General features: G+C 75.7%; 21 protein-coding genes. 8 read left to right on the top strand and 13 right to left on the bottom strand.

What is annotated here, in order from left to right:
• Positions 1-17: 17 nt before the first annotated feature.
• Positions 18-2,306: a sodium-translocating pyrophosphatase gene (locus ACFVS0_RS16305; protein ID WP_430585829.1), complete on the bottom strand. Its 2,289-nt coding sequence runs from the start codon at positions 2,304-2,306 to the stop codon at positions 18-20.
• A gap of 211 nt (positions 2,307-2,517) precedes the next feature.
• On the opposite strand from ACFVS0_RS16305, the gene ACFVS0_RS16300 reads away from it, so the two are divergent.
• From ACFVS0_RS16300 to ACFVS0_RS16290, 3 genes are read left to right on the top strand one after another with little or no spacing between them, the layout of a single operon-like run.
• Entirely contained in the window at positions 2,518-3,102 is a 585-nt protein-coding gene (locus tag ACFVS0_RS16300; protein WP_430552390.1) for a sigma-70 family RNA polymerase sigma factor, read from the top strand.
• A complete protein-coding gene (locus tag ACFVS0_RS16295; protein WP_430588541.1) occupies positions 3,099-4,544 on the top strand; it encodes a hypothetical protein in 1,446 nt (481 codons plus the stop codon). The genes ACFVS0_RS16300 and ACFVS0_RS16295 overlap by 4 nt, the downstream gene beginning before the upstream one ends.
• Positions 4,545-4,586: 42 nt before the next feature.
• Positions 4,587-5,882, top strand: a complete 1,296-nt coding sequence (locus ACFVS0_RS16290) for a M18 family aminopeptidase (protein ID WP_430588540.1) — start codon at positions 4,587-4,589, stop codon at positions 5,880-5,882.
• Between the two features lie 21 nt (positions 5,883-5,903).
• Here the strand turns inward: ACFVS0_RS16290 and ACFVS0_RS16285 are convergent, their stop codons facing one another.
• Together ACFVS0_RS16285 and ACFVS0_RS16280 are read right to left on the bottom strand one after the other, a co-directional pair.
• On the bottom strand, positions 5,904-6,695 hold the full coding sequence (locus ACFVS0_RS16285; RefSeq protein ID WP_430564460.1) for a transglycosylase family protein: 792 nt from the start codon (positions 6,693-6,695) through the stop codon (positions 5,904-5,906).
• Between the two features lie 154 nt (positions 6,696-6,849).
• Positions 6,850-7,701 (bottom strand): LPXTG cell wall anchor domain-containing protein, encoded by an 852-nt coding sequence (locus ACFVS0_RS16280; RefSeq protein WP_430588539.1) that lies wholly within the window; start codon positions 7,699-7,701, stop codon positions 6,850-6,852.
• A 201-nt stretch (positions 7,702-7,902) separates the two neighbouring features.
• On the opposite strand from ACFVS0_RS16280, the gene ACFVS0_RS16275 reads away from it, so the two are divergent.
• Positions 7,903-10,494 carry a DEAD/DEAH box helicase gene (locus ACFVS0_RS16275; RefSeq protein WP_430588538.1) on the top strand — a complete coding sequence of 864 codons (2,592 nt, stop codon included), beginning with the start codon at positions 7,903-7,905 and terminating at the stop codon, positions 10,492-10,494.
• Positions 10,491-11,360, top strand: coding sequence for an HpcH/HpaI aldolase/citrate lyase family protein (locus ACFVS0_RS16270; protein WP_429765942.1), 870 nt, complete (start codon positions 10,491-10,493; stop codon positions 11,358-11,360). The genes ACFVS0_RS16275 and ACFVS0_RS16270 overlap by 4 nt, the downstream gene beginning before the upstream one ends.
• Before the next feature lie 35 nt (positions 11,361-11,395).
• Here the strand turns inward: ACFVS0_RS16270 and ACFVS0_RS16265 are convergent, their stop codons facing one another.
• The 9 genes from ACFVS0_RS16265 to ACFVS0_RS16225 all read right to left on the bottom strand — a co-directional run bounded on the left by ACFVS0_RS16265 (position 11,396) and on the right by ACFVS0_RS16225 (position 18,100).
• Positions 11,396-11,908 (bottom strand): Rv3654c family TadE-like protein, encoded by a 513-nt coding sequence (locus tag ACFVS0_RS16265; RefSeq protein WP_430588537.1) that lies wholly within the window; start codon positions 11,906-11,908, stop codon positions 11,396-11,398.
• Positions 11,905-12,222 (bottom strand): TadE family type IV pilus minor pilin, encoded by a 318-nt coding sequence (locus ACFVS0_RS16260; RefSeq protein WP_430552383.1) that lies wholly within the window; start codon positions 12,220-12,222, stop codon positions 11,905-11,907. The genes ACFVS0_RS16265 and ACFVS0_RS16260 overlap by 4 nt, the downstream gene beginning before the upstream one ends.
• Before the next feature lie 83 nt (positions 12,223-12,305).
• A complete protein-coding gene (locus ACFVS0_RS16255) occupies positions 12,306-12,572 on the bottom strand; it encodes a DUF4244 domain-containing protein (RefSeq protein WP_430588536.1) in 267 nt (88 codons plus the stop codon).
• Positions 12,573-12,721: 149 nt separating this feature from the next.
• Positions 12,722-13,366, bottom strand: coding sequence for a type II secretion system F family protein (locus ACFVS0_RS16250; RefSeq protein ID WP_430564455.1), 645 nt, complete (start codon positions 13,364-13,366; stop codon positions 12,722-12,724).
• A complete protein-coding gene (locus ACFVS0_RS16245) occupies positions 13,363-14,049 on the bottom strand; it encodes a type II secretion system F family protein (protein ID WP_430588535.1) in 687 nt (228 codons plus the stop codon). The genes ACFVS0_RS16250 and ACFVS0_RS16245 overlap by 4 nt, the downstream gene beginning before the upstream one ends.
• Positions 14,046-15,206: a TadA family conjugal transfer-associated ATPase gene (locus ACFVS0_RS16240; RefSeq protein ID WP_430588534.1), complete on the bottom strand. Its 1,161-nt coding sequence runs from the start codon at positions 15,204-15,206 to the stop codon at positions 14,046-14,048. The genes ACFVS0_RS16245 and ACFVS0_RS16240 overlap by 4 nt, the downstream gene beginning before the upstream one ends.
• Positions 15,203-16,063 (bottom strand): septum site-determining protein Ssd, encoded by an 861-nt coding sequence (ssd, locus tag ACFVS0_RS16235; protein ID WP_430588533.1) that lies wholly within the window; start codon positions 16,061-16,063, stop codon positions 15,203-15,205. The genes ACFVS0_RS16240 and ssd overlap by 4 nt, the downstream gene beginning before the upstream one ends.
• Before the next feature lie 91 nt (positions 16,064-16,154).
• Positions 16,155-17,477, bottom strand: a complete 1,323-nt coding sequence (locus ACFVS0_RS16230; RefSeq protein ID WP_430588532.1) for an MFS transporter — start codon at positions 17,475-17,477, stop codon at positions 16,155-16,157.
• The gene (locus ACFVS0_RS16225; RefSeq protein WP_430564450.1) at positions 17,474-18,100 is read right to left on the bottom strand and encodes a winged helix-turn-helix domain-containing protein; all 627 of its coding nucleotides are present in this window, start codon (positions 18,098-18,100) and stop codon (positions 17,474-17,476) included. Before ACFVS0_RS16225 ends, ACFVS0_RS16230 begins: the two co-directional genes overlap by 4 nt.
• Before the next feature lie 104 nt (positions 18,101-18,204).
• Between ACFVS0_RS16225 and ACFVS0_RS16220 the strand changes: the two genes are divergently transcribed.
• On the top strand, positions 18,205-19,035 hold the full coding sequence (locus ACFVS0_RS16220; protein WP_430552375.1) for an HAD family hydrolase: 831 nt from the start codon (positions 18,205-18,207) through the stop codon (positions 19,033-19,035).
• Between the two features lie 203 nt (positions 19,036-19,238).
• On the opposite strand, the gene ACFVS0_RS16215 is transcribed toward ACFVS0_RS16220, so the two are convergent.
• Positions 19,239-19,814 (bottom strand): GNAT family N-acetyltransferase, encoded by a 576-nt coding sequence (locus ACFVS0_RS16215; RefSeq protein ID WP_430588531.1) that lies wholly within the window; start codon positions 19,812-19,814, stop codon positions 19,239-19,241.
• Positions 19,815-20,072: 258 nt separating this feature from the next.
• On the opposite strand from ACFVS0_RS16215, the gene acs reads away from it, so the two are divergent.
• Both acs and ACFVS0_RS16205 read left to right on the top strand, forming a co-directional pair.
• On the top strand, positions 20,073-22,088 hold the full coding sequence (gene acs, locus ACFVS0_RS16210; protein WP_430552373.1) for an acetate--CoA ligase: 2,016 nt from the start codon (positions 20,073-20,075) through the stop codon (positions 22,086-22,088).
• A 154-nt stretch (positions 22,089-22,242) separates the two neighbouring features.
• A complete protein-coding gene (locus tag ACFVS0_RS16205) occupies positions 22,243-23,658 on the top strand; it encodes a cellulase family glycosylhydrolase (protein ID WP_430588530.1) in 1,416 nt (471 codons plus the stop codon).
• The last annotated feature ends 57 nt before the right edge of the window (positions 23,659-23,715 follow it).

Here is a 23,715-nt window from a genome sequence, read left to right as displayed (position 1 = left end):
GCTCGGCCACCGGGCCGCTACGTCGCGGGGACGCTCGCCGTCTCGTCCGCCTGCTCGCGGTCCACGCGCGCCGCGCGGAGGCGGGACATGATGACGGCGCCGAAGGCGATGCCCGCCGCGACGACGGCGATGACGATGCGCACCGCCTGGTTCGCGTCGGCCGGCACGCTCAGCATCACCACGGCAGGCGCGATGAGCACCGACACGAGGTTCATCACCTTGATGAGCGGGTTGATCGCCGGGCCGGCGGTGTCCTTGAACGGGTCGCCGACCGTGTCGCCGATGACGGTGGCGGCGTGCGCCTCGGAGCCCTTGCCGCCGTAGGCGCCGTCCTCGACGATCTTCTTCGCGTTGTCCCAGGCGCCGCCCGAGTTGGCGAGGAAGACGGCCATGAGGACGCCGGCGCCGATCGCGCCCCCGAGGAACCCGGCCAGCGGCCCGACCCCGAGCCCGAACCCGACCGCGATGGGCGCGAACGCCGCCAGCAGGCCGGGGGTGGCGAGCTCGCGCAGCGAGTCGCGGGTGCAGATGTCCACGACGCGGCCGTACTCGGGCCGCTCCTCGTAGGTCATGATCCCGGGGTGCTCGCGGAACTGGCGGCGCACCTCGAAGACGATCGCGCCCGCCGCGCGGGTCACGGCGTCGATGGCGAGGCCGGAGAAGAGGAACACCGTGGCGGCGCCGAGGATCACGCCCACGAGCGTCACGGGCGACACGATCTCGAAGCTGAGCATCGCCGGGACCAGGCCTGCGCCCCGCTCCGCGACCTCGCCCAGCGCCGTCGACACGGCGTCGGCGTACGAGCCGAAGAGCGCGGTCGCGGCGAGCACCGCCGTCGCGATAGCGATGCCCTTGGTGATCGCCTTGGTCGTGTTGCCCACCGCGTCGAGGTCCGTGAGGATCTGCGCGGCCTCGTCGTCGACGTCGCCGGACATCTCGGCGATGCCCTGCGCGTTGTCGCTCACCGGCCCGAAGGTGTCCATCGCGACGATGACGCCGACGGTCGTGAGCAGCCCGCAGCCCGCGAGCGCCACGAGGAACAGGGACAGCCAGAGCGAGCCGCCGGCGAGCAGGAAGACGCCGCAGATCGCGGCGGCGATGACGCCCGCGGTGTAGACGGCGGACTCGAAGCCCACCCCGATGCCGGACAGCACCACGGTGGCCGCGCCGGTGCGCGACGTCGCCGCGACGTGCAGCGTCGGCTTCGACGTCGTGCCGGTGAAGTAGCCGGTGATCCACAGGATGATCCCGGCGAGCACGACGCCGATGATGACGGCCAGCGACGCGACGACGCGCGGGTCGGCGGTGACCTCGCCGAGCTCGGCGGTGCCGGACAGGTCGGCGAACGACGACGGCAGGTAGACGAACGCGGCGACCGCGGCCAGCAGGGCCCCGACGACGGCGGACAGGTAGAAGCCACGGTTGATGGCCTTGAGGCCGTTCTCGCTGCCCCGCACGCGGGTGACGAGCACGCCCAGCAGCGCGACGAACGCGCCGACGGCGGTGACGATCAGCGGGAAGACGAGGCCCTGCTCCCCCATCACGGCCTTGCCGAGGATGAGGGCGGCGACCAGGGTGACGGCGTACGACTCGAAGAGGTCGGCGGCCATGCCGGCGCAGTCGCCCACGTTGTCGCCCACGTTGTCCGCGATGGTGGCGGCGTTGCGCGGGTCGTCCTCGGGGATGCCCTGCTCGACCTTGCCGACCAGGTCGGCTCCGACGTCGGCCGCCTTGGTGAAGATGCCGCCGCCGACCCGCATGAACATGGCCAGCAGCGCGGCGCCGAAGCCGAAGCCCTCCAGCACGGCCGGTGCCTCCGTGCGGTACACGAGCACGACGAGCGCCGCCCCCAGCAGCCCGAGCCCCACCACGGACATGCCCACGACGCCGCCGGTGCGGAACGCGATCCGTGCACCCTCCGCACGCCCGTCGGGGCGGGTCGAGGCTGCGGCCACCCGCACGTTGGCGCGCACGGCGAGCCACATGCCCAGGTACCCGATGGCGGCGGAGAACGCCGCACCGAAGAGGAACGCGATCGACCGCCCGACCCGGACCCCGCCGTCGCCGGGCAGCGCGAAGAGCAGCAGGAAGACCGCACCCGCGAACAGGGCCAGCGTGCGGAACTGGCGGTTGAGGTAGGCGGAGGCCCCCTCCTGGACGCCCCGCCCGATCTCCTGCATGCCGGGCGTGCCCTCGGGGGCGGCGAGCACCTGCCGCCGCAGGGTGGCCGCACACACGAGCGCGGCCAGCCCGATGACGGCGATGACCGCGACGATCGTGATGCTGCTGGAACCGAACGTGAGCATCCGTCCTCCTTGACGTGCTTCCTCGACCCGGCGGGACGGCGGTGACCGCCCGTCGGTAAGGTCCCGCCGTCGCCGTTGACGGCGGGATGCGGGGAGTCTACCCACATGTGACGGCCGTCACGAACCACCGTGGAATCCTGGCCCCAACGTTTCCCGTCCGCCGGCCGTCCAAGCGGGTGACGACGGCACGGGAGGGACTGGTGGGTCGACGATGAGTCGCTGGGAGGACGAGCTCGCCGAGCTCGCACGGGCACGGGGCCGCGCCCTGGTGGGGTACGCCTACGTGCTGTGCGGGGACCAAAGGCTCGCGGAGGACCTGGTGCAGGACGCGCTCGTCAAGGTGTTCGCGCGGCTGCGCCGCGGCACCTCCGGGGAGGCGCGGGGCGGCGCGGGCGTGCACCCGCTGGACGGCGGCGGGACGAGCGAGGCGTACGTGCGGCGCGCGATCCTCACGCTCTTCCTCGACGAGCACCGGCGCACGAAGCGCTGGGCGGCGGCGCGGCCGCTCGTGGCCACCGCCGACCGGACCCGCGGCGCGGCCTCGGGCGCGACGGCGCGTGCGGACGTCGCCGCCGCGCTCGGTCGCCTGGCCCCGCGCGAGCGGGCGTGCGTCGTCCTGCGCTACCTCGAGGACCTCACCGTGCCGCAGGTGGCCGACGCGCTCGGTCTCGCGCAGGGCACCGTCAAGCGCTACCTCGCCGACGCGACGGCGACGCTGCGCGACGTGCTGCGGGTCGCCGACGACGGGACCGGGCGCACCACCACCACGACCACGGGACGGAGGGCCGGACGATGAGCACGAACCGCGCGCGGGACGACTGGGCGGACGCCCGCACCGACGAGGCGCTGCGCCGCGAGCTGGACGCCCTCGCCGGCCTGGGCGCGTCGGCCTCGGGCCTCGACGACGCGCTGGGATCGGTGCGCCACCGGGTGCGACGACGGCGCACCGCCAAGCAGGCCGGCATCGGCGCCACCGTGCTCACCGTCGCCGCCGGGCTGGCGCTGGGCGGCGCCGCGCTGCTGCCCGACGCGCCGCAGCCCCTGCCCGGCCCGGCGACCAGCCCGACGCCCACGCCGTCGCCCTCGGGCGAACCCTCCCCGGACACGGGCACGGGGACCGCCTCCCCGCCCGAGACTGCGGGCACCGCGACGGGCTACCAGCCGGCGTGGCTCGAGGGCACCGACCTGGAGTGCGGCATGCGGTTCGACGACCTGCCGGTGAACACCGACGGCCGCCGGCTCGAGCTCCTCGGGGAGCCCGCGCTCGAGGACGACACCAGCGCCGACGGCACCGAGACCGTCCGGACCTGGCGCGCACCCACCCGGCTGACGGTCGAGCGGGCGGCCGACGCCGGGCGCCGGGTGAGCGCCCCCACGCTGCTGTGGCAGCTGGGTGCCCGTGTCGTCGACGTCGGTATCGACACCACCGAGCCGGGGATGGACCAGGTGGGCGACGCGCCCGCCGCACGTGACGCCGAGGACACGCCGCTCAGCACCTGCGATCCCGACCCCCGCACGGTGGACGGTGTCACGACCGACGAGTTCCGGACCGTGCTCGGCGCCGGGACGTACCAGGTGCGCGCGTTCGTGCAGCTGTGGTCGCCCGACCTCACGGACGTCGAGCTCGTCCTGTCCGACCCGGTGACCGTCACGCTCGAGGACCCGGTCGCCGGGGCGGGAACCGCGCGCGCCCCCGCAGGGACGTCAGACGCGAGCGGCCCGGAGTGCTCGGCCCGCGGGCTCGACCTGCCGGACCCGGACGTCGCGGGGCTTCCGGAGGCGACGCAGGTCACCGTGGTCTCGCTGTTCGACGCCGCTCGTGCGTGCGACGACGAGCGGCTGATCGAGCTCGCCGAGGCGCCCCGGCGGGTCGACGAGAACTGGGGCGCGCGCTCGCCGCGCGAGCTCCTCGAGCTGCCGGGGGCGGAGGAGACGGAGGACGTGTACGCGATCCTCGCGCGGCTGCTGTCGGGGACGCGGGTGTGCGCCGTCGAGCCGGTCGGCGACGACGGCGTCCAGCGCGCGTACGGCTGGCCGCGCATGTCCATGGGCGGCGGCTGCCCCTCGGCCGAGGCCGACTGGCAGGCGGCGGTGGGCGCCGGCGCGATCACGCAGCACGAGTCCGACACGATGCGCGCGGCGGGACCGGACGGGTACGAGGGGTGGCGGCTGACCGTCGACGGGGACGGCAGGTGGATGCAGCTCGTCGACGGCTGGCTGGGGCCGCGCGGCGACTGAGCGGCCCGCCGCGCGCTCCGGTCACGTGGAAAGATGACGGTCATGCCCGACGTCGTCCCCGCAGCCGCCCGCGCCCACACCGAGGACCTGGGGGCGTTCGTCTCCGCCTCGCCGTCGTCGTACCACGCCGCGCGAGAGGTGGCCCGGCGCGCCGAGGCCGCCGGCTTCGTCCGGCTGGACGAGACGGCCGCGTGGGACGTCGTGCCGGGCGGGCGCTACGTCGTGGTCCGCGACGGCTCGGCGATCGCCGTCGCGGTGCCGCCGACCGCGGGCGCGACGACGTCGTTCACCATCCTCGGGACGCACACCGACTCCACCGGGTTCAAGCTCAAGCCGAAGCCGACCACCGGCCGCGACGGCTGGGTGCAGGCCGGCGTCGAGGTGTACGGCGGCCCGCTGCTCAACTCGTGGCTGGACCGCGAGGTGGAGCTCGCCGGTCGCCTCGTCACCTCCGACGGCACGGAGCACCTGGTGCGCACCGGGCCGATCGCGCGCATCCCGCAGCTCGCGATCCACCTGGACCGCTCCGCGAACGAGGGGCTGACGCTCGACAAGCAGCGGCACACGCAGCCCGTCGTCGGGCTCGGCGACGTGTCGCAGGCCGACGTGCTGGCGGAGCTCGCCGCCGCGGCCGACGCGAGCATCGCCGCGTCCGACGTGCTCGGCTACGACGTCGTCCTGGCCGAGACGCAGCCCCCGCGCGCGTTCGGCATCGGCGAGGCGCTGTGGGCGTCGCCCCGCCTGGACAACCAGCTCTCGACGCACGCGGCGATCACGGCGCTGCTCGGCGTCGCGCCGGAGGACCTCACGGGGATCGGCGTCGTCGCGGCGTTCGACCACGAGGAGATCGGCTCGGGCTCGCGCTCGGGCGCGGCCGGCCCGTTCCTGGAGGACGTGCTGCGGCGCGTGTCGGCCGGGCTGGGCGCCTCGGAGGACGAGCGGGCACGGGCGTTCGCGGCGTCGCTGTGCGTGTCGTCCGACGTCGGCCACGCGGTGCACCCGAACTACCCGGAGCGGCACGACCCGGCGAACCACCCGCACGCGGGCGGCGGCCCGATCCTCAAGATCAACGCCAACCAGCGCTACGCGACGGACGCGCACGGGGCCGCCCGCTGGCAGGCCGCGTGCGCCACGGCCGGGGTGCCCAGCCAGGAGTTCGTCTCGAACAACACGGTGCCCTGCGGCTCCACGACCGGGCCGATCACCGCGACGCGCCTCGGCATCCGGGTGGTCGACGTCGGCGCCGCCATCCTGTCGATGCACTCGGCGCGCGAGCTCACCGCCGTCGTCGACCCCTGGTACCTGTCCCGCGCGATGCAGGCGGTCCTCGCCGGCTGACCCCCGTCGCGGTGAGGGCCGTCAGCGCAGGCCGAGCTTGCGGGTGCAGTGCGGCCACTGCCCCCAGCCGGCGCGGTCCTGCAGGATCTGCGCGCGCTTGGTCTGCTCGGACTTGCCGTGGCGGTGCGGCAGGCCCTTGCCGCCGACGGCGTGCCAGGTGCGGCCGGTGAACTGGTACATGCCGTAGAACCCGTTGCCCGTGTTGGTGCGCGGGTTGCCACCCGACTCGCAGCGCGCGAGCTGGCCCCACACGTTGCGCTTCGTGATGCGGCTGGTGGAGATCCAGCCCGTCCTGCCGCCGGGCACGCGCACCTTGACACGGTTGGTGTCGCGGCCGGTGGTGCGGGCCAGGACGGTGACCTTGGTACCGAGGCGCGCCTTGGTGACCTTCGTCGAGCGCGAGCCGATGTCCTTGGTCAGCGTGACCTTCCCCTTGGTGTACCGGGTGCCGGACACGTCCTTGAGCTTGGTCGCCGTGACGGCCTTCTTGGACACCCAGCCGACCTTGCCGGCGGGCGTGCGCACCTGGAGGCGGTGCGTGCCGCGGTCGAGGACGCGGAGCCGCGTGCCGTCGTCGGGCCGGGCGACGGTCCGGGACCTGCTGGACGGGGTCTTCGTCAGGGGGGCCTTGTTCCACTTCACCCAGCGGACGCCGCCACCGCCGGCGGCGGTGCGCACGGACTGCGTGACGGCGGACGCGGGGGCCGCGGAGGCGGGGCTCGCAGCGGCCGCGGCCGGCACCACCATGGCGGAGGTGACGAGCGCGCCGGCGACTGCGGCCACGACGGAACGACGGGGGGTGGATCGAGGCATGCGTACCAGGGAACGATGTCACGATCGGATAACAAAACCCGTTCGGGAATGCTCACGCCCTCTTCACCGGATGCGGACGCCATCCCGGGTCAAACGGCGACATCACGCCGCTACCGCACGCTTCGCCCATGGGCTGACATGCCCGAACTGCGCCTCAGGCGCGGCGGCGCCGGCGCACGAGCAGCAGTGCGGCCCCCGCGCCGAGCAGCGCGGCCGCGGCGACGACCAGCCCTGCCACGGTCGCGCCCGTGCGCGGCAGCTGCGCGACGGCGTCCGTCGTCCCGTCGGCCTGGTCCCCCGCCAGCGCGACCGCCTGCTCCGGGGCGTCGGCGTCGACCAGCGGCAGCGCGCCGCCCGCGACGTCGTGCGACGACCCCGTCGCCTGGGGGCGTGACGCCGAGGGCTCGTCCGCGGGCGCGGGCTGCGTGTCGTCATCGGACGCGGCGCCCGGCGTCTCGGGCTCGCCGCCGGGGACGGCCGGCTCCTCGGTCGTGTCCTCCCGCGGGGGCGTGACCGGGGACGGGGTCTCGGGCGCGGGTGTCTCGACGTCGGGCGTGGACGGCGCCTCCGTCGCCGGGGGCGTCGAGGGCTCGGGGGCCTCGGACGGCTCGGGGACCGACCCGGTGGCCGGTGTGCACACCGGCTCCTGCCCACCCTCGCCGAAGTGCTCGTTGTAGCCCTCGACCTGGACCCAGGTGATGCACAGCTCTGCGGGGACCTCGCCGAGCACCGCGGACCACGGCAGGAACTGCTTCCCGACGTACGCCCCCGAGGGCCTCTGGTTGAGGGTCTCGAAGTGGATGCCGGCGCCCTGCTGTCCCGCCCCTGGCGTCGTGTACCGGATGTTGACGTGCCCGCCGTCGCGGAAGGCGTCGCCCGCGGGCAGGGTGAGCCCGTCCGCCGTGACCTGGTAGGGCGGCTCGTCGTCGGAGCCGCCGGCGGCAGCCGGCCCGGCGGAGATCAGGAGGAGGGCGGCGGCGGTCGCCGCGACGGTGGCATGGCGCATGAAGGGGTCCTTCGTCGGAGTCGGGGGTGCGGCCGGGCCCCGGGAGACGGAGCGGCCTGCAGCCGAAAGATCCTAGGGTCGATCCGTCGGGGAAATGCGTCTTTCGCATGATTTCAGCCTGATGTCGGACAAACTTCACCCTCCTGCCGTGCGTCCGTCGGCACGACCGCGCGCCCTGCGCGCGGTGCGAGACTGTCGCCCGTGCCCGCCGCCCCCGACCTCGAGCCCGAGCAGCACCCGCTGCTCGACGTGCTCACCGCGCACGGCGCGCGGGCGGACCGGCTCACGCACGTGCGCACCTTCCCCGCGCGCGCCGGGGTGACGTCGGACTGGCCGGCCTGGGCGGACCCGGGCGTGGTCGACGGCTACCGCACGCTCGGTGTCGACCGCCCCTGGGCGCACCAGGTCGAGGCCGCCGACGCCGCCCGGTCCGGGCGGCACGTCGCGCTCGCGACGTCGACCGGCTCGGGCAAGTCCCTCGCCTTCTGGCTGCCCGCGCTCACGGCGGTGCGCGGGGCCGAGCCCGCCACCGTGCTCTACCTCTCCCCCACCAAGGCGCTGGCGGCCGACCAGCTCGCGGGCCTGGAGCGGCTGGTCGCGGGGATGCCCGGGACGCGCCCCCGCGTGGCGACCTGCGACGGCGACACCCCCACGGAGGAGCGTCGTTGGGTGACCGAGCACGCCGACGTCGTGCTCACCAACCCCGACTTCCTCCACTTCTCGCTGCTGCCCGGCCACCGGCGGTGGGCGCGGCTGCTGCGCGGGCTCCGGTACGTCGTCGTCGACGAGGGGCACGCGTACCGCGGCGTCTTCGGGGCGCACGTGTCGCTGGTGCTGCGTCGGCTCACCCGGCTGGCGGCCCACTACCGCCCCCTGTCGGACACCCAGCTCGCCGGGGTGGGCGCGGCGTCCGACCGCCGGGCGGCCGCGGACGGGTCGGACGCGCCGCTCGCCGGCGCCGACCCTCGGTCCGACAGGTCGCCCGTGTTCGTGGTGGCCAGCGCGACGACCGCGGAGCCCGCGGCGAGCACGGCGCGGCTGGTGGGGGTGGCGCCCGAGGACGTCGTCGCGGTCACGGCGGACGCGTCGCCGGCGGGGCGGCGCACGTTCGCGCTGTGGCAGCCGCCGGAGGTGGCGGGGTTCGAACGGTCGCGGGCCACGGGCGAGGCGCCGTCGCACGACGACGACCCGTGGGCGCTGCCCGACCCGCTCGACCCGACCCACTCCGAGCACGAGGCCGAGGCCGTGCTCACGACCCGCGGTGCCGCGGAGCACCCGCGCCGCTCGGCCACCGCCGAGACGGCCGACCTGCTCGCCGACCTCACGGCGCACGGCGCGCGCACGCTCGCGTTCACCCGGTCGCGGCGGGGGGCGGAGTCGGTGGCGCAGCAGGCGCGTGACCACCTGCGACCGGTGGCCGCGGGGCTGGAGGCACGGGTGGCGAGCTACCGCGGCGGGTACCTCCCGGAGGAGCGCCGCGAGCTGGAGGAGGCGCTGCGCACCGGCGAGCTGCGCGGGCTGGCCACGACCAACGCGCTCGAGCTGGGCGTCGACATCTCGGGGCTCGACGCCGTGCTCGTCGCGGGCTGGCCGGGCACCCGCGTGTCCCTCTGGCAGCAGGCGGGGCGCGCCGGGCGAGCCGGCGCCGAGGGCCTGGTCGCGTTCGTCGCGCGCGAGGACCCGCTGGACACGTACCTCGTGACCCACCCCGAGGCGGTGTTCGACGCCGCGCTCGAGGCCACCGTCTTCGACCCGGCCAACCCGCACGTCCTGGCGCCGCAGCTGTGCGCCGCCGCGCAGGAGGTGCCGCTGCGCGCCGACGATCTCGCCGCCTTCGGGGACCCGGTGGCGGTGCGCGAGGTGCTCGACGTGCTCGTCGCCCGCGGCGCGCTGCGACGCCGCCCCTCCGGCTGGTACTGGACGCACGCGCAGCCCGCGTCGGCGATGGCCGACCTGCGCGGGACGGGCGGGCGGCCCGTGCGCGTGGTCGAGGCGACGACGGGGCGGCTGCTCGGCACCGTGGACGCCGGGTCGGCGGACGGGCAGGTGCACGACGGCGCGGTGTACGTGCACCAGGGCGCGACGTTCGTCGTGGATCATCTGGATCTCGCCGAGCACGTGGCGCTCGTGGTGCGCAAGGACGTGGAGCACGGCACCTGGTCGCACGAGGTCATGGAGATCGCGATCGACGAGGTGGGGCACCGGCCGGTCGAGGGCCGCGACTGGGGCCCCGTGCGGTGGGGCCTGGGCCCGGTGGAGGTGACGAGCCAGGTGGTGAGCTTCCAGCGCCGCCGGCTGCCCGACATGCAGGTGCTCGGCACGGAGGCGCTCGACCTGCCGTCGCGCACGCTGGCCACGACCGCCGTCTGGTGGTCGGTGCCGGACTTCGTGCTGCGCGCCGCGGGGATCTCCGCGGACGAGACGCCGGGTGCGCTGCACGCGGCCGAGCACGCGTCGATCGGCCTGCTGCCGCTGCTGGCGACGTGCGACCGGTGGGACCTGGGCGGCGTCTCGACGGAGGTGCACCCCGACACCGGGGAGGCCACGGTCTTCGTGTACGACGCGTACCCGGGCGGCGCCGGCTTCGCCGAGCGCGGGTACGAGCTGGGCGCGCGCTGGCTGCGCGCCACCCGCGACGCGATCGCCGCGTGCGCCTGCGCGGAGGGGTGCCCGGCGTGCGTCCAGTCGCCCAAGTGCGGCAGCGACAACGCGCCCCTCGACAAGTCCGCGGCCGTGCGCTTGTTGGATGCCGTGCTGAGCCACGCGCCGGCGGAACCTACCATCGTGAGGTGACTACCGAGATCGACCTCGCCGAACGCCGCCGTTCCCGCGAGGACACGCGCGTCGACCCAGCCAACTCCCGCTCGTGGCTGCTGCTGTCGGCACTGCGCGACGACATGTTCGACGCCGCCCAGCTCTCCCGTGCCGACCAGGTGATCCTCGACTGCGAGGACGCGGTCGACGACAGCCGCAAGGACGAGGCCCGTCAGAAGGTGCTCGACTGGTTCTCCGCGGGCGGCCGCGCCTGGGTGCGCATCAACGAGCGCGGCTCGCAGGCGTGGGCGGACGACGTCCGCGCCCTGTGGGACTCGAAGGGCCTGCGCGGCGTCATGCTCGCCAAGACCGAGTCGCCCGACCAGGTGATCGACACGGCCCAGCGGCTCGGCGGCAGCGTGCCGGTGATCCCGCTGGTCGAGTCCGCGCTGGGCATCGAGGACGCCGTGAGCATCGCGCGCGCCCCCGGGGCCTTCCGCCTGGCGTTCGGCTCCGGGGACTACCGCCGGGACACGGGCACCGCCAACGAGTCCCTCGCGATGGCCTACCCGCGCTCGCGCCTCGTCACCGCCAGCCGGATCGGCGGGCTGCCCGGCCCGATCGACGGCCCCACCGTCGGCACCAGCCACTCGCTGCTGCGCGAGCAGTCCGCGGACGGCGTGGCCCTCGGCCTCACCGGCAAGCTCTGCCTGGACCTGGAGACGCCGGCCGTCATCAACGAGTCCTTCAGCCCGTCCAGCGCGGACGTCGCATGGGCGATCGACTTCCTGGCCGACTTCGAGGCGTCCGGCTCCGTGATCCGCGACGGGTCGGACAAGCCCCGCCTGGCCCGCGCCCGCAAGATCAGCGAGCGCGCCGCGCTGTTCAACGTCAACCCCTCCTGATCCCGGCCCCGGCCGCACCTCGGTCCCGGCACGCCTCACGGCGATGCCCCAGGCCGAGGTGCAGGCTCGGTCCCGGCCGCCGGCTCGCGGCCGGGTGACGCGCCGGGTCTCGGCCCGGCGCGGGCGTGCGCGGTGGCGTCGCCGAGCGACCCCGCCCACGGCCCGACGTCCGGGCCGAGGGCGGCACGCGACGCCCGGACGCCGACCGTGCCGCCGTCCTCCGGGACGCACGCCACCACCTGCCCTCCGTTGCGGTGCACGGCCTCGGCGGCCGTCGCGCAGGGGTCGGCACCCTGCCGCCACGCGGTCGCGGCGGCGAGCGCACCCAGGTCCGCGGCGGCCTGGGCCGCACCTCGCGCCCGCTGCGCGGCCCCCAGCGCGCCGACGGCCAGCGCGAGCAGCACGACCACCGCCGTCAGAGCGAGCACGACGACGGTCCCCGCGCCGCGCTCCCGGCTCGCGGACGTCCCGTCCTGCTCCGCCCTGGATTCGCGCGTCCTGCCGCCGCGCGACCTGCCCTCGCGCGTCGCGTCGCCCGCGGCGCTCACGGCTCGACCCACGCCGTCGCGTCGCCGGACGCCCGTACGGGCGCTCCGGCGAACCAGCCGCCCACGACCGGCCGCGTCACGGAGACGCGCACCCACGTGCCGTCGCGCGTGACGGCCAGCTCGGCGTCGTCGCCGCCGACCTGCGCGACGGCGTGCCGGGCCGCCGCGTCGTCCTCCCCGATGGCGTAGGCGCGTGCCCCGGCCCGGGCCGCGTCCAGGGCGCGCATCTGCGCCGTGGACGCGGCCGCGAGGCTGAGCACCGCGACCAGCAGGAGGACCACCACCGGCAGGCCGACGGCGAGCTCGGCCGTCACCGCACCCCGCTCGCCGTCGGCTCCCGGCGGCCGTCCCCCGTGGGCACGCGCCGGGCGTGCCCTTCTGCTGCGGTGCGGGCGCATCAGACGGACAGCGCCGAGCTGATGATGTTCTCCAGCAGACCGCGGACGGTGTCGCTCTTGAGCACCGCGATGAGCAGGCCGGCGAACCCGACCGCCGCCACGGTGGCGACGGCGTACTCCGCGGTGGCCAGCCCCGCCTCCGGATCCGGGTGGGCAGGCGCCGCCTCGGCCCCCCGGCCCCGGCCGCCGGTCGCGCCGACCTCCGGCGCCGCCCCCGGCCCCTGCTCGCCCTCGGCCGCCGCGCGGCCGTCGTCCTCGTTCGTCATGGCTCCTCCGTGTTCCTCTCGTGGGTGTTCCTTGCGGTGTCCTTCGTGCGACCTGGCCCGGACGGTCCGGGCCGGTCGTGCCGCGTCCACCCGGCCGGGCGGGCGCGGCGGACCCGGGCGGCGCCCGGGTCGTCGTGGGCCGGGCACGGTCACCCGGACAACAGGTCGACGCCCAGCGCGAGCAGCACGGGCACGAGGCCGATCAGCACGAACGCGGGCAGGTAGCACGCGCCGAGCGGCAGCACGAGCCGCACGGCCAGGCGCGCCGCCGCCGTGCGCGCGGCCGCACGCCGCGCACGCAGCAGCTCCTCGCCCGCGGCCCGCAGCGCGCCGGACGGGGACGCACCGTCGGTCCAGGCCCCGCGCAGCGCCCGGTGCGCCGGGCCGAGCCGGTCCGGGGCGTCGCGCCACGCGCCCTCCCAGTCGGCGCCGAGCCGTAGCGCGTCCGCCGCCGCCCGCAGGGCCACGCCGTCGGGCGACCTCGAGCCGGACGCCCCGGACCACGACGCGCCGTCGAGTGCCGCGCCCGTCGCCTCGAGGGCGCGGGGCACCCCGGCTCCCGCGCGCAGGGCGGCACCGAGGAGCTCCAGCACGACGGGCACGTCCACGGGATCCGCAACGCGCCCGTCGGCGTGCGTGGGCGCGCGACCGTCCAGGGCCAGGCACGCCACCCGCCTGTCGGCGGCACCGCGCGCCAGCCACCAGGGCAGGAGCGCGAGCAGCACGGCCGCCGCGACCGTCCATGCGGCCGCCGCGAGCGTGAGCGCGCCGGGCCCGGCCGGGATCTCGGTCATGTCGCCCCCTCCCCCGCAGCCCGGGCGGCCGCGACCAGCCGGCGGGTCCACACCCACCCGGCCGCGAGCAGCAGGAGCCCCAGGCACACCGCGACGGATCCGACCCCGCCGTCGAACGCCGTCGCCAGCGGGTCGGCGCCGAGCACCCAGCCGAGCGCCGCTCCCAGCAGCGGCAGCCACATCAGCACGCGCGCGGTGGCGCGCGGCCCGGCCAACGACGCCTCCCGCTCCCCGCGGGCCTCCGCCTCGGCCACCAGCGCCCCGGACACGGCGTCGAGCACCGACGCGAGCGGGGCCCCCACGTCACGGGACAGCACCGCCGCGGCCACCACCGACCGGGCATGCCCCGCCCCGCCGACCACGGGCGCCAGGGCCGCCAGGTCAGGCACACCGGTGGCGTCGACGGGCACCGCGAGCGCGCGCGACCAGGCCGCCGCGGGCGGCGCCCCGGACCGCAGCAGCGCCATCACCTGTGCGACGGCGACCCGCACCGCGTCCGCCTCCGTCGACGCGTCCCGTCCGCGGCGCCGCAGCGCCCCCGACCGGCGGCGACGCGGGACCGAGCGGCGCGCGAGGCGGTCCGCGCGGCGTCCGCCGCGTCCCAGCAGCAGCCACGCGGCGAGCGCCACCCAGAGCCCGACGGCCGGCGGGCCCGCCCCGAGCCCCGCGGCGAGCCCGGTCACGACGACCACCGCCCCACGAGCTCCTCCCACGCGCCGTCGGGCCGAGGGTCCGCGCCCGGCGACCACTCGGCGGCACGACGGACCGTGAGCCGGCCGTCGCCGTCCCGCCCGACCAGGCCGATCTCGGCCAGGTGGCGACGGCCGCCACGCCGCCGCAGGTGCAGCACCACGTCGAGGGCGGCGGCCGCCTGCGCGGCCACGGCGTCCCGCGGCATCCCGGCCAGGGCCGCGAGCGCCTCCAGCCGCGCGGGGACGTGCTCGACGGCGTTGGCGTGCACCGTCGCCATCCCGCCGTCGTGGCCGGTGTTCATGGCGAGGAGCAGCTCACGGACCTCGGCGCCGCGGCACTCGCCGACGACGATCCGGTCCGGCCGCATCCGCAGGGCGCCGCGCACCAGCTCGGTGAGCGTGACCTCCCCGACGCCCTCGACGTTGGGGCGCCGGGCCGCGAGCGACACCACGTGCCGGTGCCGGGGCGCGAGCTCGCGGGCCTCCTCGACCACGAGCACCCGCTCGGCGGGCGGCACCAGCGAGAGCAGCGCGGCGAGCAGCGTGGTCTTCCCGGTGCCGGTGCCGCCCGTGACGAGCAGGTTGGCCCGGCCGGTGACGAGCGCGTGCAGCACGGCCTCCCACCGCGGCGGCAGCCCGCCCCCGGCGACCAGGGTCTCCACGGAGTGCGCCGCCTGCCGCAGCACCCGCAGCGCGATCACCGCGCCGGCAGGGGCGACCGGCTCCACGACGGCGTGCAGCCGGGTGCCGTCGGGCATGCGCGCGTCCACGGTCGGGGCGGCGTCGTCCAGGCGCTGCCCGGCGACGGCCGCCATCCGCACGGCGAGTGCTCGCACGGCGTCGGGGGTGCCGAGGTCGATGTCCACCCGCCGGAGCCCGTCGCCGCGGTCCACCCAGACGTCGTGCGGCCCGTTGACGAGCACGTCGGTGACGTCGGGCGCGTCGAGCAGCTCCTGCAGCGGCCCGGCGCCGGTGAGCTCGGCCCGGGCCGCGCGCGCGAGGTCGGTCAGCGCCGCCGACCCGAACACGCGCCCGGTGGCCTGGAGGGCCACCCGCACGGCGGCGTCGTCGAGCGCCGTCCCGGACGGGCCGACACGGGCCCGCACGTCGTCGAGCAGGTCGCGGTCGACGAGCGCTCGTCCCGTCACGACGCACCTGCCAGCGCCGTCACGAGCGAGGCCGCGGCACGACCGAGCGGGGTCCGCCTCCCGACGGGTGGCCCGTCGCCGCGGTCGACGGCGGCGGCGAGGCGGGGGTCCGCGCGCACGGTCGCGGCCACCGGGAGCCCGACGGCGTCGCCCAGGGCAGCCGCGTCGACGCGGCCGGGTGCGGGCCGCCGCGCGACGAGCCACGGGTCTCTCACGTCGAGCTCGACCAGCTCGGACCACGTCGCCAGCGCGCCGGCGACGCCGGGCGCGGTGCACGGAGCGACGAGCAGCACCGCGTCGGCGGTGGTCACGAGCATCCGCGCGGCCGCGGTCCACGCGGCGGGGCGGGGCAGGTCGAGCACCACCGTCTCGCCGCCGCGCAGCACCCCGGTGCAGACGTCCACGACCACCGCGTCGTCGGGGCGGGCGGGGCTCAGCCGTGCACCGGAGAGCACGGGTACCGCACGCCAGCGGGGCAGCGCGGCGACCAGCCCGACCCCGTCCACGTCCCCGCGGGCGGCGGCGAGCTCGGGCCAGCGTGCCCCGGGCTCGTCCTCGATGCCGAGCAGCACGTCGACGCCGGGGCCCGGCAGGTCGAGGTCCACGAGGACCGCGCCCTCCCCCGCCCGCCGGAGCCCCTGGGCGAGGGCCGCGGCCAGGGTGCTCACCCCGGCGCCTCCGCACGCGCCGACGACGGCGACCGTGCGGCGCCCCCGCCCCGGTGCCCAGGGCGCGGGCCCGTGCGGCGGCCAGGTGGTCGTCGGCCGGGTGGTCGTCGGCCCGGGGTCCGTCGGCACGGTGCTCGGCGGCACGGTGCTCGGCGGCCGGGGCAGCGTGCGGGTGGGTGCGTCGTCCATGCGCCCCAGGCTCGTCCGCACCGCGGACCCGCCGGGGTCGCGCGCGACGATCTGTGGACGGCGGTCGCCTGGGGGCGCGTTCCGTGCCGCGTCAGGCCGCGGCGGCGTCCTCCTGGACGGGCGCGACGTCGTCGGCCCGACGCCCCCGCTCCCGCTCGGCGCGCAGCGCCGGCAGGAAGCACAGGACACCCAGCACGCTGAACGCGCCGCCGAGCATCATCGCGAGCGGCGTCGACCCGCTCTGCGCCACCCAGCCCAGCGCGGGCGACGCGACGGCGTACGACGCGAACCCCACCATCGACGCCATGGACAGCACGGTGGAGCGGTTGTCGCGGCGCGCCTCGCGGTGCAGCAGGGCGTTGTAGCTCGGCCCCGAGCTGCCGTGCAGCCCGTAGGTGACGAGGTAGGCGACCACCAGCATCGCCGGGCCGCCCGCCAGCCCCATCCACACGGCGCCGAGTCCGTTGAGCACGCGGGCGGCCATCGCCGTGCGGGCCACCCCGAACCGGCGGCTGGCGAGGCCGCACAGGGCCGCGCCGAGGGCGAAGGCCCCCCACCCGATCGACGCGACCGGACCCATGACGGCGCCCGCCGCCGCCTCGCCGCCGAGCAGCTCCGCCATCCGGATGGGCTGCAAGGACTCGAACACGACCATCGCCGTCGCCGCGAAGAGCTCGACCAGGAGCAGGCCGCGCAGCACGCGGTTGTCGCGCGCGAGCCGCAGGCCGGAGGCGACGACCGCGGGCATCTGCCGGGCGGAGCCGACGGTGGACCGCAGCGCCGCGCGCCAGCGGTGGCGTCGCGCCGGCACCGCGCCCGTGCCGACGGCCGCCGGGCGACGCGGCGCCTCGCGCACGAGCATCGCGACCATCACGAGGTGCACCACCGCCAGCACCGCGTACGTCGCGTACGGGAGCGCGAGCGCCGACCACCCGGTGAACGGGTGCCACCAGACGAGCCCGCCGGACACGAGCGCGCCGAGGGCGATCGACACCCCGAGCACGGTGCCCTGGTGCGCGAGCGTGCGGTCGACGTCGGCCCCGGGGTGCTTCGCGTGCACGGCGTCGACGAACCACGCCTCCAGCGGACCGGAGTCCAGCGCGCGGAACATGCCCATGAGCGCAGCCGCGACGACGAACGCCCAGACCGACTGCGCCAGCAGGAACGTGGTGGCGGCCAGGACCTGCACCACGGCGGAGGCGATGAGCATCGGCCTCCGCCCGACCGCGTCGGCGGTGCCGCCGGTCGGGAGCTCGAGCGCGAACACGACGAGGCCCGTCACGGAGGCGAGGGTGAGCGTCTGGGCCACGGTGAGGCCGCGCTCGATCGGCAGCAGCGTCGTGACGGTGACGACCAGCCCGACGGGGAACCACCGGGTGGCGGTGAGCAGGAGGAAGACGCGCTGCGGGCTCATGACTCGTCCTTGCTCTCCGAGGCCCGGTCGACGGCGGCCGGCACGTCGTCGGCGTCGAGCGGGAACAGGAACCGCCACAGGTGCAGGCGCCGCGCGCGGGGGTCGCCGGTGCCGACGCGCAGGTACCTGTTGACCACGGCCTCGAGCTCCTCCGCCATCGCGGCCGCCTGCTCGGGCGTGACGTCCACCCAGGTGTCGGTCATGCCGGCGACGTCGGTCCACTCCTTCGGCCAGCTCTCGGCGACGTCGAGCCAGTGGGCGTAGCTCGTGTCGAACTGGCGGTGATAGTCGCGCACCAGCCAGCCGAGCGCCGTCTGCGCGTCCTCGTCGCCGCCGAAGTCGGAGTCTCGCCATCCGTGGCTCTGCGTGGCCGCCTGCCAGAGGCGCTCCTTGCCGCGCCCCTCCTCGGTGTCGGTCACGAGACCGACGGACTCCAGCTTGCGGAGGTGGTAGCTGGTGGCGCCGGTGTTGGTGGACAGCTCGGCCGCGAGCGCCGTCGCCGACGCCGGGCCCCCGCGCCGCAGCGCGCCGAGCAGCCGCGAGCGCAACGGGTGGGCGAGGACCTTGGCGGCCTCGGCGGTCAGCTCGAGGTGGGTGTACGGGCGCTCCGGCGTCGGTTCCATGCGTGCACAGTAACCATGCACAACTCTTGTGCACAAGGCTTCTGCACAAGAGTTGTGCATGAATTTCGGCTCGACGCGGCGACCCGCACGGCTAGGCTCGCCCCGTGACCGACCAGCGACCCGGACCGCGCGAGGCGGCACCGGCGACACCCCGGGCGCGCGTCGCGGCCTTCTTCGACCTCGACAAGACGATCATCGCGACGAGCTCGTCGGCCGCGTTCTCCAAGCCGTTCTACGCCGGAGGCCTCATCACGCGCGGCGACGTGCTGCGCAGCGCGTACGCGCACCTCCTCTTCTACGCCGGCAACGCCGACGCCGACCAGACGGAGCGGATGCGCAAGCACCTGTCCGAGCTCGCCACCGGCTGGGAGGTGAGCAAGGTGCAGCAGATCGTCGCCGAGACGGTGCACGAGCTCATCGACCCGTACGTCTACGCCGAGGCCGTCGAGCTCATCGCCGAGCACCACGAGCTCGGGCACGACGTCGTCATCGTGTCCGCCTCCGGCACGGAGCTCGTCGAGCCGATCGCCACCGTGCTCGGGGCCGACCACGTCGTCGCCACCCGCATGGCCGTCGAGGACGGCCGGTACACCGGCGAGATCGAGTTCTACGCCTACGGGGAGCAGAAGGCCGAGGCCGTGCGCGAGCTCGCCGCCCGCCGCGGCTACGACCTCGAGCGCAGCTACGCCTACTCCGACTCCGTGACGGACGCGCCGATGCTGGGCGCCGTCGGGCACGGCTTCGCCGTCAACCCCGACAAGACGCTGCGCCGCGTGGCCGCCGAGAACGGCTGGGGCGTGCTCACGTTCTCCCGCCCCGTGGCCCTCCGCTCCGCGATCCGTCCGCCCGCCGTGGCCCTCGCCGCGGGCGGCGTCGTCCTCGCCGGTGTGGCCGCCTGGCTGCTCCGGCGCTGGTGGCGGCGTCGGCACGCCTGAGCGCTTGCAGGACCGCCCGGGCGGGCGTTCCATGGAGGGAGACAGCCGGACGCTGGACCCACGCTAAGGAAGTCCCCGGTTGAGGACCCACTCGGTGGGAACGACCCCGCCCAGTGATCGGACCAAGCGCCTGCTACCCGCGTCCGGGCTGGCGAGAGCGGCGCTCGGACGACACGTCTCCCGGGCGCCGTCCTCGTGTCGGCTCACCGGTCCCGGTCGCGCCACTCCGCCGCGAGGATCCCGTAGGTGTAGCCGTCCACCCACCCCAGCTCGTCGTGCCACGAGTCCTGCACGCCGTGCTCCTCGCGCCGCATGCCCACCTTCTCCATGACGCGCCACGACGCCGTGTTGGCGGCGAAGCAGCCGGCCGTGACCCGGTGCAGCCCCAGCTCGGCGAACGCGACCTCGAGCAGACCGCCCGCGATCGCGGTCGCGACGCCGCGGCCGGCGTACGCCGGGTCGACCAGGTAGCCGAGGGACCCCTGGGCACCGCGCCAGACGTCGCCCTGCGACTGCCCCATGGCGTCGCTCACGGACAGCGTCCCCGTCCCGACGACGGCGCCGTCCAGGACCGCGACGGCCGCGTGATCGGTCGGGTCGTCCACGGACGCGAGCCAGGACGCGCGGAACCGCTCCGGGTCCACCTGCGTACGCAGCAGCCAGCGCGTCACGTCGGGCCGGTTGCGCCACGTGAGCACCTGGTCCAGGTCGGCGGACGTCGGCGGGCGCAGCACGATCGGGCCTGACCGTCGCGGCCACGTCACCTCTGGGGTCGTCATGATGCACGTCTACCAGGCGCGACGGCGGCGGGCCCACGGCTTTTCGTCGCCACCCGGGCACCCGGCGAGGCGAGCGACGACCGATCCGGCGACCTTTTTGCAAGGAGTGCGGCCGAACCGTGGGACGGCGTGACCCCGGTCACGCGCCAGGTCTAGACTCCCGACGGCGGGCCCTGCGGGGCGCCGCCGTCCCCGGGGTCGCGACGCGCCGTCGTTCGCCGGGGAACGCACCAGCGACGATGCGCACCGGAGGTAAGCGTGCCAGAGAACGAGACCACCGCCCCCAGCCTCGAGAACCTGTTGCACGAGACGCGAGCGTTCCCGCCCAGCCCCGCGTTCGCGGCGCAGGCGAACGCCCAGCCGTCCCTGTACGAGGAGGCCGCGGCCGACCGGCTCGGGTTCTGGGCCGACCAGGCACGGGAGCTGGTCAGCTGGTCCACGCCGTTCACCCAGACGCTGGACTGGTCCGAGGCCCCGGTCGCGAAGTGGTTCGCCGACGGGAAGCTCAACGCCGCGTACAACGCGGTGGACCGGCACGTCGAGGCCGGGCTCGGCGACCGGGTCGCCCTCCACTTCGAGGGCGAGCCGGGCGACACCCGCACGGTCACCTACGCGGACCTCCAGCGCGAGGTCTCCCGCGCCGCGAACGCGCTCACGTCGCTGGGCGTCACCAAGGGCGACCGTGTCGTCGTCTACCTGCCGATGCTCGTCGAGTCGGTCGTCGCGATGCTCGCGTGCGCCCGCATCGGAGCCCCGCACTCCGTGGTCTTCGGCGGCTTCTCCGCCGACGCGCTGCGCAGCCGCATCGCCGACGCCGAGGCGAAGCTGGTCATCACGGCCGACGGCGGCTACCGCCGCGGCGCGCCGTCCGCCCTCAAGCCCGCCGTCGACGCGGCGCTCGCGCCCAAGGACGGCGAGCCCGCGACCACCGTCCAGCACGTGCTCGTCGTGCGCCGCACCGAGCAGGACGTCGAGTGGACCGACGGCCGCGACGTCTGGTGGCACGACGCCCTGGAGCAGGCCGACCCGGTGCACGAGCCGGTCGAGGTGGACGCGGAGCACCCGCTGTTCATCCTGTACACGTCGGGCACCACGGGGAAGCCGAAGGGCATCCTGCACACCACGGGCGGCTACCTGACGCAGGCGGCGTACACGCACAGGAACGTCTTCGACCTCAAGGCCGAGAGCGACGTCTACTGGTGCACCGCCGACATCGGCTGGGTCACCGGGCACTCGTACGTCGTGTACGGCCCGCTGACCAACGGCGCCACCCAGGTGATCTACGAGGGCACCCCGGACACCCCGCACCGCGGCCGCTGGTGGGAGCTCGTCGAGAAGTACAAGGTCTCGATCCTCTACACCGCCCCCACCGCCATCCGTACCTGCATGAAGTGGGGCGAGGACATCCCCGCCGGCTTCGACCTGTCGAGCCTGCGCGTGCTCGGCTCGGTGGGCGAGCCCATCAACCCGGAGGCGTGGATGTGGTACCGCCGCGTCATCGGCGGCGACACGGCACCCATCGTCGACACCTGGTGGCAGACCGAGACGGGCGCGATCATGATCAGCCCGCTGCCCGGCGTCACCGCCACCAAGCCCGGCTCGGCACAGGTGGCCCTGCCCGGCATCGTGGCCGACGTCGTGGACGACGAGGCGCGCTCCGTGCCCGACGGCGGCGGCGGGTACCTCGTGCTCTCCGAGCCGTGGCCGTCCATGCTGCGCGGCATCTGGGGCGACCTCCAGCGCTTCAAGGACACGTACTGGTCGCGGTTCGAGGGCCTGTACTTCGCCGGCGACGGCGCGAAGAAGGACGAGGACGGCGACATCTGGCTGCTCGGCCGCGTGGACGACGTCATGAACGTCTCCGGCCACCGCCTGTCGACGACGGAGATCGAGTCCGCCCTCGTCTCGCACGACGTCGTGGCCGAGGCCGCCGTGGTCGGCGCCAACGACGAGACCACCGGCCAGGCCGTCGTGGCGTTCGTGATCCTGCGCGGCGAGCACGCCGACCGCGCGTCCACCCCCGAGGGCGCCGAGGAGGTGCAGCAGGAGCTGCGCAACCACGTCGCCAAGGAGATCGGTCCGATCGCCAAGCCGCGCCGCATCCTCGTCGTGCCGGAGCTGCCCAAGACCCGGTCCGGCAAGATCATGCGCCGCCTGCTGCGCGACGTCGCCGAGAACCGCACCGTGGGCGACGCGACCACGCTCGCCGACTCGTCGGTGATGGACCTCATCTCCGCGGGCCTCGCCAAGCCGTCGGCGGCCAACGAGGACTGAGACCGGCACGACAGGCCGAGCCTGCCGGGACCGCACCGTCCCGGCAGGCTCGGCCTAAGCGTTTCATCGGCCTGACCGGCTCCGGCACCTCGACCAGGGTGGGACCGCACGCGCAGCGCGTGCCGAGTCGCACGAGAGACGAGGACGTCCCGCCATGCAGCGCTCACCCCACCCACCCCTTCCTCCCGGCACGACGACCCGCCGTGCGGCGCGGCGCGGCGTCCCGGCGGCGGTCGCCGCGGCCGCGCTCGCGGCCGGCGCGGCGGCCACGTTCGTCGCGACGGCAGCCGACGCCCGGGCCGACACCCCGCCCGGCATCCACGTCGCCGACGGCCGTGTCGTCGAGGCCGACGGCACCGACCTCGTGCTCCGCGGCGTCAACCACGCGCACACCTGGTACACCCAGCAGACGGCGTCGTTCGCGGACATCAAGGCCGCGGGGGCCAACAGCGTGCGGGTCGTCCTGTCCAGCGGCGACCAGTGGACCCGCAACAGCCCGGAGGACGTCGCCGACGTCGTCGACCTGTGCGAGGAGAACCAGCTGGTCTGCATCCTCGAGGTGCACGACACCACCGGGTACGGCGACACGTCCGCGCCCGCCGCCGCCACCCTCGACCAGGCGGTCGACTACTGGGAGGACCTGTACCCGACACTCGCGGGCACCGAGGACTTCGTCGTGGTGAACATCGGCAACGAGCCGATGGGCAACGACGACGCCACCAACGAGACCTGGGGCAGCGCGACCTCCGACGCCATCGTGCGGCTGCGCGACATCGGGTACGAGCACGCGCTCGTCGTCGACGCGCCCAACTGGGGCCAGGACTGGAAGAACTACATGCGGCCCGCGGCCGCCGACGTGTTCGCCTCCGACCCCGACGCCAACACGATCTTCTCGATCCACATGTACAGCGTGTACAACCAGCACCAGACGGTGACGGACTACCTCGAGTTCTTCGTGGACGCGGGGCTGCCGATCATCGTCGGCGAGTTCGGCTGGCAGCAGACCTCCGCCGACGTCGACGAGGACTGGGTGCTGTCGGAGGCGGAGCGCCTCGACCTGGGCTGGCTCGCCTGGTCGTGGAGCGGCAACACCGACCCGTACCTCGACATGGTGCTCGGCTTCGACGCCACGAACCCCAGCGCGTGGGGCACCCGGATCATCGACGGCGCCGACGGCCTGCGGGAGACCGCCGTCGAGGCGTCGTGGTTCGGCGGCGGCACCGAGCCGACCGACCCGCCCACCGACCCGCCCACCGACCCGCCCACGGACGACGCCTGCACCGCCACGGTGCGGGTCGTCGCCTCGTGGTCCGGCGGCTGGCAGGGCGAGGTGGTCGTGACCGCCGGCGACGCCGCCGTCGACGGCTGGGACGTCGCGTTCGCGCTGCCCACGGGCGTCACGGTCGCCCAGGTCTGGGGTGGCGAGGCGACGTCGGACGCCGACGGCGTCCACGTGACCCACGCCGCCTGGAACCGCACGCTCGCCGCGGGAGCCACGGCGACCGCCGGGTTCATCGGGACGGGGAGCGCGCCGCCCGCCGCGCCGACCGCCACCTGCACGACGAGCTGACCCGCCCGGACGCCGACCATGCGGTGGCGCACGTTCTGACGGTCCAGAACGTGCGCC

The sequence above is a fragment of the Isoptericola sp. NPDC058082 genome (assembly GCF_042885055.1).
Classification (GTDB): domain Bacteria; phylum Actinomycetota; class Actinomycetes; order Actinomycetales; family Cellulomonadaceae; genus Isoptericola.
Note: the sequence above shows the minus strand (reverse complement) of the source record. Positions and strands in the feature narration are given on the sequence as shown.

What these genes read in the sequence shown, in the direction of transcription:
- ACFVS0_RS16305 (WP_430585829.1), bottom strand. Translation starts at nt 2,306, where the DNA reads ATGCTCACGTTCGGTTCCAGCAGCATCACGATCGTCGCGGTCATCGCC.
- ACFVS0_RS16300 (WP_430552390.1), top strand. Translation starts at nt 2,518, where the DNA reads ATGAGTCGCTGGGAGGACGAGCTCGCCGAGCTCGCACGGGCACGGGGC.
- ACFVS0_RS16205 (WP_430588530.1), top strand. Translation starts at nt 22,243, where the DNA reads ATGCAGCGCTCACCCCACCCACCCCTTCCTCCCGGCACGACGACCCGC.
- ACFVS0_RS16255 (WP_430588536.1), bottom strand. Translation starts at nt 12,572, where the DNA reads ATGACGAACGAGGACGACGGCCGCGCGGCGGCCGAGGGCGAGCAGGGG.
- ACFVS0_RS16290 (WP_430588540.1), top strand. Translation starts at nt 4,587, where the DNA reads ATGCCCGACGTCGTCCCCGCAGCCGCCCGCGCCCACACCGAGGACCTG.
- ACFVS0_RS16250 (WP_430564455.1), bottom strand. Translation starts at nt 13,366, where the DNA reads ATGACCGAGATCCCGGCCGGGCCCGGCGCGCTCACGCTCGCGGCGGCC.
- ACFVS0_RS16215 (WP_430588531.1), bottom strand. Translation starts at nt 19,814, where the DNA reads ATGACGACCCCAGAGGTGACGTGGCCGCGACGGTCAGGCCCGATCGTG.
- ACFVS0_RS16285 (WP_430564460.1), bottom strand. Translation starts at nt 6,695, where the DNA reads ATGCCTCGATCCACCCCCCGTCGTTCCGTCGTGGCCGCAGTCGCCGGC.
- ACFVS0_RS16225 (WP_430564450.1), bottom strand. Translation starts at nt 18,100, where the DNA reads ATGGAACCGACGCCGGAGCGCCCGTACACCCACCTCGAGCTGACCGCC.
- ACFVS0_RS16295 (WP_430588541.1), top strand. Translation starts at nt 3,099, where the DNA reads ATGAGCACGAACCGCGCGCGGGACGACTGGGCGGACGCCCGCACCGAC.
- ACFVS0_RS16280 (WP_430588539.1), bottom strand. Translation starts at nt 7,701, where the DNA reads ATGCGCCATGCCACCGTCGCGGCGACCGCCGCCGCCCTCCTCCTGATC.
- ssd (WP_430588533.1), bottom strand. Translation starts at nt 16,063, where the DNA reads ATGGACGACGCACCCACCCGCACGCTGCCCCGGCCGCCGAGCACCGTG.
- ACFVS0_RS16230 (WP_430588532.1), bottom strand. Translation starts at nt 17,477, where the DNA reads ATGAGCCCGCAGCGCGTCTTCCTCCTGCTCACCGCCACCCGGTGGTTC.